The 15795-nt window shown below is 46.2% G+C and carries 16 protein-coding genes and 2 pseudogenes; all 18 read right to left on the bottom strand.

Annotated elements, in window-relative coordinates:
* Positions 1-44: 44 nt before the first annotated feature.
* The 18 genes and pseudogenes from ACED42_RS12150 to ACED42_RS12065 all read right to left on the bottom strand — a co-directional run bounded on the left by ACED42_RS12150 (position 45) and on the right by ACED42_RS12065 (position 15784).
* Entirely contained in the window at positions 45-1268 is a 1224-nt protein-coding gene (locus ACED42_RS12150; RefSeq protein ID WP_017062286.1) for a beta-ketoacyl-ACP synthase, read from the bottom strand.
* Entirely contained in the window at positions 1265-1990 is a 726-nt protein-coding gene (locus ACED42_RS12145) for a 3-ketoacyl-ACP reductase FabG2 (protein WP_104210988.1), read from the bottom strand. Before ACED42_RS12145 ends, ACED42_RS12150 begins: the two co-directional genes overlap by 4 nt.
* The gene (locus ACED42_RS12140) at positions 1987-2451 is read right to left on the bottom strand and encodes a hotdog family protein (RefSeq protein WP_371702706.1); all 465 of its coding nucleotides are present in this window, start codon (positions 2449-2451) and stop codon (positions 1987-1989) included. Before ACED42_RS12140 ends, ACED42_RS12145 begins: the two co-directional genes overlap by 4 nt.
* Complete coding sequence (locus tag ACED42_RS12135; RefSeq protein ID WP_102257958.1) at positions 2444-3643, bottom strand: beta-ketoacyl-[acyl-carrier-protein] synthase family protein; 1200 nt, start codon at positions 3641-3643, stop codon at positions 2444-2446. The genes ACED42_RS12140 and ACED42_RS12135 overlap by 8 nt, the downstream gene beginning before the upstream one ends.
* A 5-nt stretch (positions 3644-3648) precedes the next feature.
* On the bottom strand, positions 3649-4272 hold the full coding sequence (locus ACED42_RS12130; protein WP_017103980.1) for a DUF3261 domain-containing protein: 624 nt from the start codon (positions 4270-4272) through the stop codon (positions 3649-3651).
* Positions 4269-6641 (bottom strand): MMPL family transporter, encoded by a 2373-nt coding sequence (locus ACED42_RS12125; RefSeq protein WP_371702704.1) that lies wholly within the window; start codon positions 6639-6641, stop codon positions 4269-4271. The genes ACED42_RS12130 and ACED42_RS12125 overlap by 4 nt, the downstream gene beginning before the upstream one ends.
* Entirely contained in the window at positions 6613-7311 is a 699-nt protein-coding gene (locus tag ACED42_RS12120) for an outer membrane lipoprotein carrier protein LolA (RefSeq protein ID WP_371702702.1), read from the bottom strand. The genes ACED42_RS12125 and ACED42_RS12120 overlap by 29 nt, the downstream gene beginning before the upstream one ends.
* Positions 7298-7828 (bottom strand): acyl-CoA thioesterase, encoded by a 531-nt coding sequence (locus ACED42_RS12115; RefSeq protein ID WP_371702700.1) that lies wholly within the window; start codon positions 7826-7828, stop codon positions 7298-7300. The genes ACED42_RS12120 and ACED42_RS12115 overlap by 14 nt, the downstream gene beginning before the upstream one ends.
* Before the next feature lie 39 nt (positions 7829-7867).
* Positions 7868-9415 carry a histidine ammonia-lyase gene (gene hutH, locus ACED42_RS12110; RefSeq protein WP_371702698.1) on the bottom strand — a complete coding sequence of 516 codons (1548 nt, stop codon included), beginning with the start codon at positions 9413-9415 and terminating at the stop codon, positions 7868-7870.
* Positions 9393-10358: pseudogene (locus tag ACED42_RS12105) on the bottom strand (glycosyltransferase family 2 protein); the annotation flags it as partial. The gene hutH and the pseudogene ACED42_RS12105, both read right to left, overlap by 23 nt.
* Positions 10359-10420: 62 nt before the next feature.
* Positions 10421-11213 (bottom strand): annotated as a pseudogene (locus ACED42_RS12100) (glycosyltransferase family 2 protein); the annotation flags it as partial.
* Positions 11206-11568, bottom strand: coding sequence for a 3-hydroxyacyl-ACP dehydratase (locus ACED42_RS12095; protein ID WP_065678580.1), 363 nt, complete (start codon positions 11566-11568; stop codon positions 11206-11208). The pseudogene ACED42_RS12100 and the gene ACED42_RS12095, both read right to left, overlap by 8 nt.
* Positions 11569-11656: 88 nt before the next feature.
* Positions 11657-13039, bottom strand: coding sequence for an AMP-binding protein (locus ACED42_RS12090; protein ID WP_371702696.1), 1383 nt, complete (start codon positions 13037-13039; stop codon positions 11657-11659).
* A 6-nt stretch (positions 13040-13045) separates the two neighbouring features.
* Positions 13046-13603 (bottom strand): septation protein IspZ, encoded by a 558-nt coding sequence (locus ACED42_RS12085; RefSeq protein WP_012603416.1) that lies wholly within the window; start codon positions 13601-13603, stop codon positions 13046-13048.
* Positions 13603-13860, bottom strand: a complete 258-nt coding sequence (locus tag ACED42_RS12080; RefSeq protein ID WP_009848591.1) for an acyl carrier protein — start codon at positions 13858-13860, stop codon at positions 13603-13605. Before ACED42_RS12080 ends, ACED42_RS12085 begins: the two co-directional genes overlap by 1 nt.
* A 10-nt stretch (positions 13861-13870) precedes the next feature.
* On the bottom strand, positions 13871-14131 hold the full coding sequence (locus ACED42_RS12075; protein WP_009848590.1) for a phosphopantetheine-binding protein: 261 nt from the start codon (positions 14129-14131) through the stop codon (positions 13871-13873).
* Positions 14132-14237: 106 nt separating this feature from the next.
* On the bottom strand, positions 14238-15008 hold the full coding sequence (locus tag ACED42_RS12070; RefSeq protein WP_009848589.1) for a 1-acyl-sn-glycerol-3-phosphate acyltransferase: 771 nt from the start codon (positions 15006-15008) through the stop codon (positions 14238-14240).
* A complete protein-coding gene (locus tag ACED42_RS12065) occupies positions 15005-15784 on the bottom strand; it encodes a beta-ketoacyl synthase chain length factor (protein ID WP_371702694.1) in 780 nt (259 codons plus the stop codon). Before ACED42_RS12065 ends, ACED42_RS12070 begins: the two co-directional genes overlap by 4 nt.
* Between the last annotated feature and the right edge of the window lie 11 nt (positions 15785-15795).

Raw genomic sequence — 15795 nt, 5'->3', positions numbered from 1 at the left:
GTTACTGGCCCTTTTTATTTACTTAGCGTTTTATGTAGCTAAGCTTAGACTTTCTTGAAGATGATAGAGGTGTTGATTCCACCAAAAGCAAAGTTGTTGCTCATCAAGTATTCAACATCCAATTCGCGACCTGAGCCCGTGATGTAATCGAGCTTGCCGCACTGTTCATCGACATTCTTAAGGTTTAGGGTTGGGCTGAACCAACCGCTATGCATCATCTCTAGGCTGAGCCACGCTTCAATTGCACCACACGCACCAAGCGTATGGCCAAAGTAACTCTTAAGAGAGCTGATTGGTACTTCACCAAAGATATTCGCTGTCGCGTTACTCTCTGCAATATCACCTTTTTCAGTCGCAGTACCGTGCGCAGAAACATAGCCAATCTTCTCAGCTGGAAGTTGTGCGTCTCTCAATGCTTTCTCCATACAGATTTGCATGGTTTCCATCTGAGGTTGAGTCACATGAGCCGCATCACAGTTGCTCGCAAAACCTATGATTTCTGCGTAGATCTTTGCGCCACGAGCAACAGCATGTTCGTACTCTTCAAGGATCAGGGTTCCAGCGCCTTCGCCGATAACCAAGCCATCACGCTCGCTGTCGTATGGGCTAGGGGATTTCTTGGGTGTGTCGTTTTTTAAACTGGTAGCGAAAAGGGTATCGAAAACGGCAGACTCAGTTGGGCATAACTCTTCACCACCACCGGCAACCATTACGGTTTGGTAACCATGCTTGATCGCTTCATAGGCGTAACCAATGGCTTGGCTTCCTGAAGTACAGGCGCTGCTGGTGGGAATCACGCGGCCACGCAGACCAAAGAACAGACCTACGTTTACCGCGGCTGTGTGTGGCATCATTTGAACGTAAGTGGTTGCTGTGATTGCTCGTGTCGACTTCTCGTTCAGCATTACTCCGAAAGCACCAACCGCATCGGTACTGCCAGTTGAAGAGCCGTAAGCGATACCAGTTTCGCCATTGGTCAATACATCGTGACCAATTAAGCCGGCTTGCTCCAATGCATTCTCAGTCGCAACGGTAGCTAGGCGTGATACACGGCCCATGCCACGCACTTGCTTACGCTTGTAGTGTTTAGGAAGTTGGAAGTCATCAATAGGCGCGGCAAGCTTAGTGTTGAGACCGTCATATTGCTCGAAGCTTGGCATATATTGAGTCGCATTCTCACAGGCCTTTAGCTTAGGCTCTATCTGTTGCCAGTCGTTACCAAAAGCAGTAACACCAGACATTCCTGTTACAACAACGCGACGGGTCATACTAAGCCTCCATTTACTGAAATCACTTGGCGAGTTACGTAGCCTGCAATATCAGACATTAGGTAGCTGACTAGGCCGGCTACTTCTTCAGGCTCGCCCATGCGGCGCAGTGGTACTTGAGGAAGCGCATGATCTTTCACGTGTTCGTCAACCATGCCTGTGTCAATTAGGCCAGGAGCGACACAGTTTACCGTGATCTTGCGTTTTGCGAGTTCTAGAGCAAGAGACTTAGTCGCGCCAATTACACCAGCTTTTGCTGCCGCATAGTTAGTTTGACCGCGGTTACCCATAATGCCTGATACCGACGCTAGAGTGACGATACGGCCACCTTTACGCTTTTGAACCATAGGCATTACACAAGGGTGAAGTACGTTGTAGAAGCTATCTAGGTTGGTATGGATCACACCATCCCACTCTTCTTCCGTCATCGCGGGGAAGGCTGTGTCGCGTGTAATACCGGCATTATTCACCACGCCATAGTAAGCGCCATGCTCAGCAATATCTGACTCAAGCGTTTCGCGACATTCGCTGCGATTGCTGATATCAAATTGGATCAGACGCCCTGCGCCACCCAGTTCAGTAATCGACTTCAAAGTATTTTCTGCACCTTGCTTATCACCCATGTAATGAACGGCGATTTCAAATCCGTCTTTCGCGAGTTGAATAGCGATCGCTTTACCAATGCCTTTGCTGGCACCTGTGACTAAAACCTGACGGGTCATGATGGGCTCCTAGTTTTCATTTCTTGTAATTTTTGTTCGGTCGGAACGTAGACGTTGAGTTGGCATTGAGCCACTAACTCGCCTTGGTATTCGACTCTGGCGGTAAACACGGCCATGCCACTGTCTTCCATGAGTTGTTCAGCATAGATATCAAGGGTTTGACCTTGAGTAAATTCATCACACAGTGACTTGTAGCGACGAGAACCGAGTAAGAAGCCGATTGGAGGAGTAGTGCCGTTTTTCAGCGCATGGTATCCAGACCAAGCTGCGACAGACTGCGCCATAAACTCGATGCCAACATAAGCTGGGACCGTTTGAGATTCGGCGTCAAAGAATAGGTTGTGCGCGCCAATATCGACCTGACAGTGAATCGACAATGCCTCAACGTTGATAGCTCGATCGATTAATATCATCGGATCATCGTGTGGGAGAAGTTGGTCTACAGAAGGGATATCAGTCATTTATTACACCAAAAATCAGGCTAATGTTGTTGCCACCAAAAGCGAACGAGTTGCTTAAGATGTTCTTTACTTTAAGTTTCTGGGAACAGTTTACCAAATCAATCTCAATATCTTCAGCTTTATACTGACATTTTTGTAAGGGGAGTGGTAAGTCATATTTTAGAATATGCCACGCAATTGCAGCCTCTATCGCACTTGCCGCTCCAAGAGTATGTCCTGTTAGAGGTTTGGTTGAACTGACGGGAACCTTGTTTGCAAAAATACGATGGATGGCTTTGCTTTCCATTGAGTCATTGAGTGGGGTTGCGGTGCCATGGGCATTAATATAACCGATGTCTTCTGCTCGTAACTGTGCAGAACCTAACGCCTTTCTCATTGCTTGCTCTGCGCCATTCCCTTCAGGGTGGGGCGCTGAAATATGGTGTGCGTCGGAGCTGTCTCCATAGCCTAATAGGGCTATATTCGAAGTGCTTTGAGTTGTATTAGTAGCGGTTGGTTTTGTCTTGCTAAGCAACATAAATGCCGCTGCTTCTCCGATGTTGATGCCATCACGAGAGGCGCTAAAAGGCTTACAATGTGTGGTTGATAGCGCTTCAAGACCATGAAAGCCATTGAGCGTCAGTTTACATAGTGTATCGACACCTCCAACCAACACAGCATCAGCCATTCCTGAATCTAATAAACGTTGGGCAGTAACAAATACACGGCCACTTGATGAGCAAGCGGTCGATATCGCATAGCTTGGCCCGGTTAATGCACAATGTTGGCTAACAAACTCAGAGGTGTTGCTTAGCTCTTGTTTTGAATAGTGGAAATCTTCGGGGAAAGAGCCATGTTCTAGTTTGTGTTTAAACGCCGTTTCACCATCAGAAATTCCCGAGGTGCTTGTGCCGATAACTACAGCAATTCTATCGGCACCAAATTGTGATTTTGCTTGCTCGATAGAGTCTTTGATTTGATTAACAGCCGATAATGCCAGTTGATTGTTACGAGTGGCGTATTCCGCTTGTTCTGATGGGATTTCTGGTAATTCGCCAGCCACCTTACCAACGACCGTCGGCTTACCGTCGTTTAGCATGTCGCTCACTTCAACCATGCTTGATTCATGCTCGCCTTTGAGGCAGCCATGAATGTCAGCAACGCTTGAGCCTAATGCGGAGTGGAAACCACAGTCTTGGATATAAATAGGCATGATGTTTAGCTCTTACTTGGGTTATCGACAATCGTTGAGTTCAACGTTTGTATCGTGATGGTGTAGCCTTGAATCAAATGCTTGAAAACAATGTTGCCTGCGGTTTTGTGTGTTCCGGGCTCTGCTTGGTAATCAATTTTAATGATTGGCTGTTGGTTTTCATCAAATACGGTGCGGCTGTTTTCGGTATCGACCAAATACCAACCGATGTCTTGTAAAGGTTGAGCCCATGCTTCAACTGGCCATAGAGTCAGCATCAAATTAAATAGTACTTGCTCGGGTAGCGGCAGGGTAGCGCCAAGACCAGATAGAACTTGAGTATCAATCGTTTGGTTTTGGTATTGCAGCGATAGAATGCGAGTACCCCAAGAGGAGAAACCCGCCAACACGACTTTGTCTGATGTGACTTCGACTTGAACAGGAAGTTGCTGCGTATCATCTTGCCATGTTGCGCTGATCAGCTGACTTGCCGTAAATGAGTATCCCAGTTCAGCAGGCAGCGGCAAGGCGAGCTCTGTGTCTTTGTCGATTGCGACACTTGCGCCTGTAGGCTGTTGAGACACCATCGAACAAGCGCTGAGTAGTAAGCCCAATCCAACGGCGAGCGCTATCTTGATTGTTTTGTTCATCTAAAAGCCTCTCGAGAGTTTGATTTTTCCGCTGCTTGTTGGTTGTTGATTGCAAGTGGCGAAAGCAACCACGCGACGAAAATACCAGTTAGGACGGTAACACCGAAGCTATGAATGGCATGAGTCTGACTCAGTGACAATAAGCCAAATGAGAGTAGCGTTGTGAGGCCTGACAAAGTAATCGCTAATAAGGTGCTTAGTGATTTCTTCTGTTCCGCAAAAAATAGGGTGTAGTCGATACCAATTCCTAAAATCAGAATTAGACCAAGCAGATTAAACAGGTTTAACGTTGAGCCTAAAATGCCCGCTATCGCTAAACCAGCGACTCCGGCAATTAATGAAGGCAACAGCATTAATAGGCTTTGCTTCACACCGTAGCGCCAACCTAACACCATTCCAATAGCGGCCAAAGCTATCAATAATAGCTCGGTGATCTTGACTCTATATTCCGAAAAGAGAGCGGAGATTTCATCGGCTTTATTAAGGTATTTAACGCCTTGTTGCTGAGCAAAGCTTGAATCGAGCCATTGAGAGAACAATTCTGAATTCGTGACGTCTTTTATCAAAATGACTGACGCGGCTTGCCCATCGATCGGTTTTAACCAAAGTGGTCGAACAGGTTCTGACACCGGTGATTCTAAAAATCCAGATACCGTGATTGCCTCGAACTTAGGTTGCTCTGGAAAGCTAGGCCAACCAAGAGTGTTCTGTAAGATATGGCTTTGCTGGCCATAGAGCTGTTCAACTAACTGATAGTTATCATGCTGGTCTTGTTCGCTTAGCAACTGTTGATTGATGCTGCGATATCCGGAGATACCTTGGCTATCGACCAAAGAATCTAAGCTCGTGGTGATATCTGCCAGTTTTTTTAGCAGTTTTTGATCGCTGTTGGCGGTCACCAGCAGCATATTTTGACCACTACCTAATCCTGAGATTTCAGTAATGGCTTGCTCTTGCTGTTTGAGTTGCTCTGGCATCGCCTGAAGTTGGCGAATATCGTCGTCGTAACGAATTTGACTGAGTGATATCAAACTAACGACAGTCACTATTAATGGTAAGCCAATTCTAAATTTTTGGTTGCTCCAGAGGCTTAACCAAGTATGCCAAAGCTTCGACAAGGGAAGAGGGCGTTCTTGGCTTGGTTTTGCCGCTAAAACCGGATACCAACACACCACACTGGCGTAAGCTGCGATCAGTCCAATCGACGAAAACAGAGCAAGTTGCTGCAATCCCGGGAAAGGTGCCACCAACAGACCTAGGTAGCCAATCAAGCTGGTGATCAGACCCAAGGTGATCGCAACGATAATATGTTTCAACCCTTTGTCGCTTTGCCATTGATTACCAGCCGCCAAGCGATCAGTCAGGTAGTGAAAGGAGTAGTCGATGGATACGCCAATCAAGCTAGCGCCAAACACCAAGCTAAACAGGTGAACTTTACCGAAGATAGCGACGGTGCTTGCCAGAGCGACCAATAATCCGGTACTGATTGAAAGCAAAGACAAGGCAAGTGGGAGGGCGCTACGAAATGTTAGCCACACCAATAAAATTACACCGGCCAATGAGCCCAAACCAATGGTACTGATTTCTGATTTCGCGCTTTCGGTACCGTAATTGGCGTAGAACACCACACCGGTATGCTGCACTTTGACACCAAACTGCTTTTCGATCTCGCGCTCAATTGAATCAAGAGCAGGAAGTTGCTCTTGAATCGCTAAACTATAAGGCGAACCCGCCAGAGTCGCCGTCACCAAAATGTGAGTTTGCTCATTAGATTGAGCTGTGAGGTATCCCTCTTTCAGAACAAAGTTACTTGATTGAACGCCCACAGCACTGATGTAGTCGCGAAATAACAAGAATGGGTCGAGAGATAGCTCTGCTGCGGTGACGCCTGAGAACGGATTGTACAAAGACTGAATGACATATTGAGCTCGCGAATCCGGCGAGTGTGTCAGCGTCTCTTTTTGTTGTTGAGTTAGAAGTTGAGCTCGGTGACGAAAATAGAAATCGCTCCATTGGCTTTGCGTGCTGGCGTTGATCTTGCCTTGAACTTGCTTAAACAGAGTTGGCTGATTTGAGAAAGATCTTTGGTTGAGGGCTTTTTCAAAAGCATCAGTCGCTGTCATGGCTTGTTCGACGTCGGAGGCGCTTATGATAAACACCACTTGCTCGCTCATCGAGCTGGATATCTGCTGAAAGGCTTGCTCTACCATGGGGTCTTGCTGGTTTTCTGGTAGCAATTTCATGATGTTGCTTTCAATCGGTACTGACGAAGAAAAAGCGAATTGTTTGATCAACAATCCGCTAAATAGCATTACGACAACAAGCCAAGCAAGGGCTAGGCTAGAATTGGAATTGTTGCGCTTCAGCATCTGATAATACTTCCGGTAGATGTCTTAACTGGCTAAATTCGATCACTGTGCTGTCCCCACGAACTTCTCTAAGTTCGATGCGTTCAATGTCACCTCGTCCTTGCAGCGTGATAGCTTCAAACACCGCGTTCATCGGAGCACTTTTCGGCTTTAGAGTGAGTGTCCATCGTGTGTCTTGTGAATTTGAGTTTGCACTTTCATCAGAATTTTTCGCAGTCGCTGGTTCAAATGACAGTGAGAATTGCTCTTGAAGTTTTTGCGTGTCGCCGTGAAACACTGATAAGAAGATATGGCTGAAATAAAACGCCATTGGGTTTTCTTTATCGGTAATGATCTTAGCGGGTTGATCGGCAAACCTTTGGCTCAGTTTGTTATCGGTTAGCACCAAGCTCACAGGAAAGGGGGTCGCTTGTGTCCAAAGCAACCCATTCGACTTGTCTAACAGGAAAGTACCTTGTGATGTTAGAGGTTGGGCGAACATTTCCATGTTACGTGTTTGAGTAAACTCACCACGAACGATACTATTTTCGCTTAACACGGTTTGTAGTTCTGTAATAGAGCCGACAGCATTCGTGTTCTCGCTAGCGCCAGCAAAGTGACTCGCCATCATTGAAGCAAGCCCGAGCAGTACGATACTGATTTGCTTACGCCCGTGTTTAAACAGACTCATGTTTCACCTGCTGCTGTGTGTTAGGTACTTGCGGTTGCTCTGATTGGTGATCGTTTGATTGCTGCTCAGTTGATTGGGGTAAGCAGCCAAATTGATGCCAGTGTTCGATTTTATCGGTAAACACTTTCGGCGAAGCAAAACACATCTCTTGCTCTTCAATGGTTACTGCAACCTGCATGGTGTGAGCGCGTGTCATACGAGCACCGGTGTTGGCATCGTGAATTTCGTAGTCAACACGCAAGCGGTTTTCCCACTCAGTTAACTTAGCGGATACCGTGATCTGATGATTAAACGGTATTGCTTTGATGTACTTTACGCGCGTGTCGATGAGCGGCCACATGTAGCCAGAATCCTTCATCTCATGGTAGTTGTACTCAATCTTATCCATCATGATGCGCCTAACTTCTTCAAAAAATCGGAAGTAGTTGCCATGGTAGATCACGCCCATTGGGTCGGCATCTTGGAATGAGGTTACTAAAGTAACCTCTGATTTTAATGGATGAAGGATTTCAGACATAAATCGCTCTCAACAATATTGCGTAAAGGGTTAGCTACTCTAGGAGTAAAGTGACCAGTGTTGACTTTGAATACGAGCAATGAAGTGGCGTAGATCGCCTTCAAGTGGTCGATCTTCTACGATAAATTCAAACTCTTTAAGCACTTCGTCGCGAATGTGCTTTAGGTTTTCACTCATGTGGTGCTCATCAAGCTCATTATGGCGTTTACGAAGCTCAAGCGCTTGTGTCCCCGCCAGAAGTGATGCTGCCGCTACTTGTTCAGTCAGTTCAAGAACGCGTAAGCAGTCACGAGCCGCAATGGTGCCCATGCTGACTTTGTCTTGGTTGTGACACTCGGTTGAACGAGAGAACACGCTTGCTGGCATGGTGTGTTTTAATGCTTCTGCTGTCCAAGCTGAAACGCCAATCTGTACCGCTTTGAAACCGTGGTTGATTGGTTTACGTTCGCCTTCAGCACCGGTTAGGTTAAATGGCAAGCCGTTGTTGAACTTGTAATCCATCAACTGCGCCATTTGTCGATCAAGTAGGTCTGCAAGGTTGGCTACCGCTGTTTTTAGTGTATCCATTGCCATTGCGATATGACCACCGTAGAAATGTCCACCGTGCAGTACGCGCTCATTGTCGCCATCGATAATTGGGTTATCGTTAGCGCTGTTAAGCTCGTTCTCAATCATTTGGCGTAGCCAAGGCAGAGAGTCTTGAACCACACCAATCACATGTGGGGCACAACGCAGTGAGTAACGATCCTGTAGGCGAGCACTGTTACGTGGCGGACGATCCGCTTGTAAGTCATCACGTAGCCATGCAGCAACTTGCTGTTGACCCGGATGAGGCTTCACTGCAAACAGCGCTTCATCGAAATGGAAATCGTTGCCTTGCATACCTACAGACACCATTGCGGTGATCTTAGTCGACAGCTGAGCTAGGTATTCTGCACGTTTGTAGGCGATACAAGCCAGAGCCGTCATTACCGACGTGCCATTCATCAATGCTAAGCCTTCTTTTGGCTTAAGCTTGATAGGGTTAATCCCTAGCTCTTTGTAAACGTCACTAGTAGGGCGAACTTCACCTTTGTAGATGACATCGCGCTCACCAATCAGTGCTGCTGCCAGATAAGACAGCGGCGTTAAATCACCACTGGCACCAACCGATCCTTCTTGAGGAATACGCGGTGAGATATCTTGATTGATCAGAGTGACGATCTGGTTGAGCAAATCGTGAGTCACACCAGAGACACCTTGTGACAATGAACAAAGGCGCGTTGCTAATACGGCACGAGCTTGCTCATGAGACAGTATTTCGCCTAAACCACAGCCATGAAAGCGCGTTAGATGCAGTGGTAATTCATCAACAAGGTTTGGTGGAATTGCAACGGTACATGAGTCACCGTAGCCCGTTGTCACACCATAGATCACGCCTTCTTCTTTCAATAGGCGTTCTAAAAAAGCGACACCGCGGTCGATCTTTGATGTGAACTCATTACTTGAGTTCATCGAGGCTTTTGCGCCTTGTGAAATAGCGACAACATCCTCAATCGTGAGGCGTTCGGCACCAAAGGTGATGCTATTTGGATTTTTTTTCGTCATGGTGCTTGCTCAATGTCCAAAAGTTAAAAAAGTTGTACCACTGAAGCGGTGCTTTCAGTGTGTAGTGCTGAAGTCGGTCTGCGTATTTCTGCACGACTTGCTGTAAAGATTGTTCGCGAGTCTTCCTTGGTAGCTCTATTTTGTCGCTGAAATGCTCAAAATAGACATTAAAATGCGGTTTGGTTTGTGGGTCATCTCGTAGGCCAAACAGTAAGAATACTGGCGCTTTGAGAACAGAGGCTAACATAAATGGCCCTTGAGGGAAGGGAGCTTCTTTACCCAAGAACTCTGCCCATACTGAGCGACTCTCTTTGCTGGTGGAGGTTCTATCGCCAACGATCACAATCCATTCACCTTGCTCCAATTTTTGTTGCAACAAGATGGCGGTATCAGGGCCCATCGATGTCACCTGAATCAGGTTTAAATCAGACTGTGGGTTTACCGCTTTCATCACCGAATTAAAGCGTTCGGCGTGTTCCGTGAAGACCAGCGCATTGATTTTGATGTGTGAGTGTCGACGTCCCAAAGCGCGGCACAACTCGATATTACCAAGGTGAGAACCTAGGATTAGCACACCTTGCTGGTTTTCCACCATACTTTCGAATTGCTCTTGACCATGAATAGTCAGGTTATCGACTGAAAAATCGCCTTTCCATGCGGCTAATTTGTCTAGCATGGTGTGACCAAACGAAAGCAGGTGGTTATAACTGGTTAATTCAGCGGGTAACTCAATATTCTGTTGCTCTGCGTATGTCTTAAGCTGGAATAGGTATTGCTCAGAAGCGTTTCGCGCGCGCTTGCCTGTCAAATGGTAGTAACGCATCACACCGCGCAAAATTAGGTTGAATACACCTCGGCCTAATAGTGAGTACACAGCTAACAACAGTTTGATACCGAGAACTGTGCCGCGCTCTTGAGTTCTGGACCAATGAGGCTGTTCAGTGCTATTTGGTGTCTGCTGCGCCTGATTGCTTTCTGAAAATTGTGTCGAACTTGTTAGGTGATCTTCAGAATTTGATTTGAAGTGACGAGCAATCAGCTTAGGGGCTCTTGGCAGCATGCCGAAGAACAGTCGAGTATGCATCCAACTGATTTTTACGTTGTCCCACAGCGCATCGAAATGAGAGACACCATTTTCAGGGTAGATGACTCGCGTCTCAATGAAGTCAATGTCGCAACCTTCCCAGTATAAGCGAACCAGAATCTCGATATCGAAGTCCATTCTCGAACCGACATCGTATTTATTCAGTACTGTTTGTGTCTTACCGATTGGATACGCTCTAAAGCCACACATGCTGTCTTTAATCGAGAGAGATAGAGTTTCTATCCACACCCAAATATGTGTCGCGTAGCGCCCGTAGAGCCTTGCCTTCGGTACGCTATCGTCATAGACAGGCTGACCTGAGATCAGGCGCTGGGGCTTAGCTTGTGACGCTTCGATTAATGCGGGTAGGGCGTCTAGGTCATGTTGACCGTCAGCGTCAATCTGAATGGCATGACTAAAGCCGAGATCCTGTGCTCGTTTGATGCCAGCCTTTACGGCACCGCCTTTACCTTGGTTCTGCTCTAGCGTCACCAAGGTTACGTTTGAATTCTCTACTAGGGGAGCCAGAAACTGTTTCGTGGTGAGTTCACTGCCATCGTCAACGATGATGATCGGCAACTCAAAATGATGGAGTGACGACACCACTGCAGGCATGGTTTCACCGTGGTTAAAGCACGGGATTAGGAAGCAAGCTTTGTAGTTGCTTTCTTTTGTTACGTGTTGAGAAGCAGCCTCAGCAGGAGCGCTATTCACTTTTCTCTCCCAGCTTCATTTTTCCTGAAGAGTGGGTCTGTTCACCGTTGTTTGAGGTGTAGCTGAAGCTCAGCTTGTCTTTGTCAGCATCCCATTTGAGTGATAGCTGGATTGTGGCGTCAGGAAGGATAGGCTCTTGGAATTTGATGACCTCCATACCTTTAAAGTAACCAGGGACATTTAACTCTTGGACAGCATAGTGAAGTGCCCAGTCAATTTGTGTCACACCGGGAAGAATAGGGAAGCTCTTAAAGTGCCCCTTAAAATCGGTGATGTCTCCGGTAACATGGAGTGTCAGGGTCGATTCTTTCTCTACAGTGTCAACAGCAATGACGTTTGGTTTTCTCTTATCCATAGCGTGTGCTTAGAATCCTTGGGCTAAAATGGGTCTTCTGACAAAAATATAAAAAGATAATCTCAGTGTAAAATACGATCAGCGGTTTCTATGATTTTACGAGCTGCTCTATGTGAGAGGTTAGTCGCTTGCCTTGGCTGTTGAGGGGAATCTCAGCAACAATGCGATACTTTCTTGGAATAGCGATTGGCTCTAACCATTTTCTGAGTTCTGAACGTAACATTAACCAGAATTTACCTTTACTCATGGTTGCGAGAGTCACTTGGCCTTCCTCTGATAATACCAAAACCGATGCTAAAATTAAGCGTTCAGGCTCTTCAAAGGGAATGACCACACACTCGCTTATCCAAGGTAGTTGCTCCAGTCGCTTTTCAACTTCAACCAGTGATACTCGTTTTTCTTCTATCTTGATCACTCGGTCGGTTCGGCCTTTCAATATAAATTGATTCTCTGAGACCATTTCGCACTCATCTGCGGTTTGATACCAGTTGTTTTTGTCGATGTACGGCGACAATAACTTAATGCAATTCTCACTATTAAGACTAGCCTTAATACAGTCAAAAAGCTGCCAAGGTGTTTGAACGCTCTGTTGCTGACGAAACGCGATGCCGCCGGTTTCTGTGCTGCCAAACACCTCGATAGGTAAATGCCCAAGCAGATCTCGTGATTGATGAGCCGACTCGGTAGGTAAAGGGCCACCAGAAGAGAACACCCCCGCTAGATGCGTAGACTTTGTCTCGTGTTTTAATCGTTTGAGTAGCGCAGGGCTGCTGATCAGCACGCTCTGCTTGTTAGCGTGAGACAGGATCTGTTCCGGGTATTCGAGATTGTTTCGAGAAAATGGAACGCTAGAACAAAGCGGCCATAAGATTCGAAACAACAGACCATAGATATGTTGGTGTGAGACGGTGCTGTGGACTTGGTTGTCTTTAAGCAAGGCGCCCCAGTTTTTATCTAGCTGAGCGATTTCAATATCTAGGTGTTCTAAGGTCTTATGGATTGCTTTTGGTGTACCGCTTGAGCCTGAAGTAAACAAGGTCAATTGGATTGCTGCTAACTCAATGGCGGGAAGATTATCGGTTAGAGGTTCTCGTATTTCGGTGTCTAATAAGGTTTGGATATTGCGAACTTCATTTATTTCCACTGCACCAATCGCATCATCGACCAACAGACAGTCAAAATGCTCACTCAGCTCGGCAAGCGCACACGGTTGATAGTTACCTGGCAAGATGATGTGTTTGTTGCTGGCTGCGCACGCTAAAAAGGCCACTGAAAATAGGTAGCTGTCTTGGGTGCAAATCGCAACTCGTTGAAAAGGGGATGAAGATAAAAGCTGTACGAGTTGAGATAAGTCGTCGTTAAATGTTTGCCACGAAATCTCGCTATTGTCGTCAAAGCAGACAATAGAATCAGGCGATCTGTTCTGACTGAGAAGTTCAGACAAGGAAGTGTAAGAGACGGTTTGGGTCATAACAATTTAACTCTGACGAATGCGCTGTCTTACTACCCACTCTCCTGCAAAGAGCAACCCTGCAAATACATAGCTGAGTAAGCCATTGTATAGGGTCCATATTTCAAGAGGTTGGAAGCAGGTGTAAAGGGCGATAGAGCCATTGATAACAAAAAACAGACACCAAACTTTGGTGACTGTTCGTGTGTAATCAACGCCACTTTGTGGAAGTTCTGGCTCTTGGAGGCGAGCAAGCCGCTCGATAATCGTTTGCGGTTGCCATAGGCTCGAGGCGAACACAACCAGCATACAAACATTAACGATGACGGGGTAATAAGTTAGCCAGCCGTGCTGTTTGAAGGTTAACCCTAATGCCAGCAGAACAATTCCGGCACTTCCGCTGATCCAAGCTAGGTGTTTTAGCTCTTTGATTTTAGCCTGACCACCGGTGAAAATGCGGACAGCAAAAATAGCGGCTAAGACGATACCAACGGTTTGTAGGCCAAACTTGTTGAGTCCAAAGTAAACCGCTATTGGATAAGTGAAAAGTATGATTGCCGACAGTAAAGTCAGCAGAGGACGCATTATGCGTCCTTCAATAGTTCAACCACAGACTCGACAACGTCATTAACGGTGCGTACTGCTTTGAACTCTTCAGGCTTGATCTTCTTACCTGTAACGTTCTGTAAATGAACGACCAAATCAACGGCATCAATGCTGTCGAGGTCTAGGTCGAGATAAAGGTGTGCTTCTGGAGTGATATCTTCAGCATCAAGCTCAAACAGCTCGATAAGCGCATCTTTAACCTGGTTGAATACTTCTTGTTGGTTAGCTTGTGTCATAAAGATCTGTCTAGTTGTTCGTTTTAGATGAAATGTAGTTAGCTAGGTTTTCAACCGATGCAAAATGCTGGCGAGTGTTTGAATCGTCGGCATCGATAACAATGTTGTACTTTTTCTTGATAGCAAGGCCGAGCTCAAGGGCATCGATAGAATCTAATCCAAGTCCATCACCAAACAGTGGTGCTTCCGTTTCAATTTCATCAATGCTCATATCTTCAAGATTCAGTGCGTCGATAATCAGTTGTTTTAGTTCGTTGTGTAATGTTTCCACTTAGGCCTACTTAGTACTTTATCTAAATGCTACTTCAAGGGGGGCGATTCTACATTATGTGATGTATTTTCGAAACGCTGATATCACCAGTTATTTTATTGATGAGCTAAATATTTTCTTCGGAAGGAAAAATAGTCTGTGCAAGGTGTTGATTGAGGCGCCTTGCTGCCGAAGTTAAGTTATTTGAATTCTCAATAAAGGGTGCGACGTCTATTTTACCTTTCACTGCGATATGAAAAAAGGGTTTAGTGGCAGGAACTTGATACCATTTTTTCTCTTTTGTTAAGAATGTCGGAGAAACTGTAATATGAATCACGCGTAAGTCGGTTTGTGTTCGAGTGGCAATTTGTGCCGCACCACGTTGTAAGGATGGTTCAATTCCTGGCGTTGTGCGAGTTCCTTCAGGGAAAACTAACAATACATTTCCACGCGAAAAGCGTTCTTCACAGCGTTCTAAAAGATCGTCAGGGGTTTGGTTGGGTATGTATCCCGCTGCTTTGACAATCCTCTTCATAAACGGGTTTTCCCATATTGCCGCTTTAACAAGACAATCACATTGAGGAAGTTGAGAGGCGATCAGTACATAGTCAATCAAGCTAGGGTGATTGGCGACAATGATGCAGTTGCGATCTTCGCGGAGCAGTTCGGCGCCATCAATTCGGTAATCAATCGCGCCTGTGAACTTCATTATTTGGCAGAATGCATTGAATGAGAAACGGATTAATCGTTGTGCTTTGAGCTCTCTTTCTATGACGTTGCGAGTCGTTAGGGCGATCGAAGGTAAGATTAAGAAGCTTAAGACTAAGCCTCCCAAACCAAAGATGGTAAAGCAGAGCCCCGTCGCGAATACTCGCCAACATTGGCCTACTTTGCTCATTTCTGTGCACCTGCTTGGGCGTTATTGACCCAGAACCAGTTTTGGTGCTTACCAGCAATAGTCCAATGCTGTGTTCCCAATAGGATATGTTGTAGCGTTTGTAGGCCTTGCGGTAAATCAGCGGCTGAGCTGTCTCTAACTTTGGGGGGGCTAGCGATTGGTTTACTTGTTACTGCTCTCGAAACCGAGTAGTCACTGCCTGCCGTGAGTACTAAACCTAGAGCGTAGTCAGCATAGTGCTGATTTTCGTATTCTCGATATACATCAGGCAGAGGTTGGTCGAAGTCAATGACGAGTACACGATGTGACGGATACTGATGTAGGTAAAGATAAGCTTCAATCAGGGCGTTGTGAAAGGTATCTTGCCCAGCAGCGATAGAGGTCAGTGGAATCGGTGCTTTTGCAGCAATCGTTGTTAGACCTGCAGCGGTGTTGTGTACCGATTGGGAAAACGCCATTGGAGAGGCGTCGTCACCTTCTAATATTGATTGAATTAAAGTGGCTGTTCGGTGGAGCTCACCATGCCGACTGGCAAAAACCAGATAATCAATCGAGGTATCTTTTAATAGGGTTAATGCGGTTTGGACGGCCAGTTTGCTTTGCAGGCTCATTCGGCGGCGCATCATAGGAGGGATGGCTTTAAATTCGGTTGAGCCATTTTGTGGCCAATCTAAATGAGTGCTCCACGTTTGCCACTCGGCAACGGAATAGAGGCCTGGCGAATTTGCTGACCATTTTTCAATATTAAACGACATTAATTGGGATTGATTTGACATAGAGTATTGAT

The organism is Vibrio sp. FF145, from assembly GCF_041439075.1.
Taxonomy (GTDB): Bacteria; Pseudomonadota; Gammaproteobacteria; order Enterobacterales; family Vibrionaceae; genus Vibrio; species Vibrio tasmaniensis_A.
Note: the sequence above shows the minus strand (reverse complement) of the source record. Positions and strands in the feature narration are given on the sequence as shown.

Bases quoted from the DNA above. Each gene is read 5' to 3' on its own strand.
- ACED42_RS12150 (WP_017062286.1), bottom strand. From the start codon at position 1,268: ATGACCCGTCGCGTTGTTGTAACAGGAATGTCTGGTGTTACTGCTTTT.
- ACED42_RS12145 (WP_104210988.1), bottom strand. From the start codon at position 1,990: ATGACCCGTCAGGTTTTAGTCACAGGTGCCAGCAAAGGCATTGGTAAA.
- ACED42_RS12140 (WP_371702706.1), bottom strand. From the start codon at position 2,451: ATGACTGATATCCCTTCTGTAGACCAACTTCTCCCACACGATGATCCG.
- ACED42_RS12135 (WP_102257958.1), bottom strand. From the start codon at position 3,643: ATGCCTATTTATATCCAAGACTGTGGTTTCCACTCCGCATTAGGCTCA.
- ACED42_RS12130 (WP_017103980.1), bottom strand. From the start codon at position 4,272: ATGAACAAAACAATCAAGATAGCGCTCGCCGTTGGATTGGGCTTACTA.
- ACED42_RS12125 (WP_371702704.1), bottom strand. From the start codon at position 6,641: ATGCTGAAGCGCAACAATTCCAATTCTAGCCTAGCCCTTGCTTGGCTT.
- ACED42_RS12120 (WP_371702702.1), bottom strand. From the start codon at position 7,311: ATGAGTCTGTTTAAACACGGGCGTAAGCAAATCAGTATCGTACTGCTC.
- ACED42_RS12115 (WP_371702700.1), bottom strand. From the start codon at position 7,828: ATGTCTGAAATCCTTCATCCATTAAAATCAGAGGTTACTTTAGTAACC.
- hutH (WP_371702698.1), bottom strand. From the start codon at position 9,415: ATGACGAAAAAAAATCCAAATAGCATCACCTTTGGTGCCGAACGCCTC.
- ACED42_RS12095 (WP_065678580.1), bottom strand. From the start codon at position 11,568: ATGGATAAGAGAAAACCAAACGTCATTGCTGTTGACACTGTAGAGAAA.
- ACED42_RS12090 (WP_371702696.1), bottom strand. From the start codon at position 13,039: ATGACCCAAACCGTCTCTTACACTTCCTTGTCTGAACTTCTCAGTCAG.
- ACED42_RS12085 (WP_012603416.1), bottom strand. From the start codon at position 13,603: ATGCGTCCTCTGCTGACTTTACTGTCGGCAATCATACTTTTCACTTAT.
- ACED42_RS12080 (WP_009848591.1), bottom strand. From the start codon at position 13,860: ATGACACAAGCTAACCAACAAGAAGTATTCAACCAGGTTAAAGATGCG.
- ACED42_RS12070 (WP_009848589.1), bottom strand. From the start codon at position 15,008: ATGAGCAAAGTAGGCCAATGTTGGCGAGTATTCGCGACGGGGCTCTGC.
- ACED42_RS12065 (WP_371702694.1), bottom strand. From the start codon at position 15,784: ATGTCAAATCAATCCCAATTAATGTCGTTTAATATTGAAAAATGGTCA.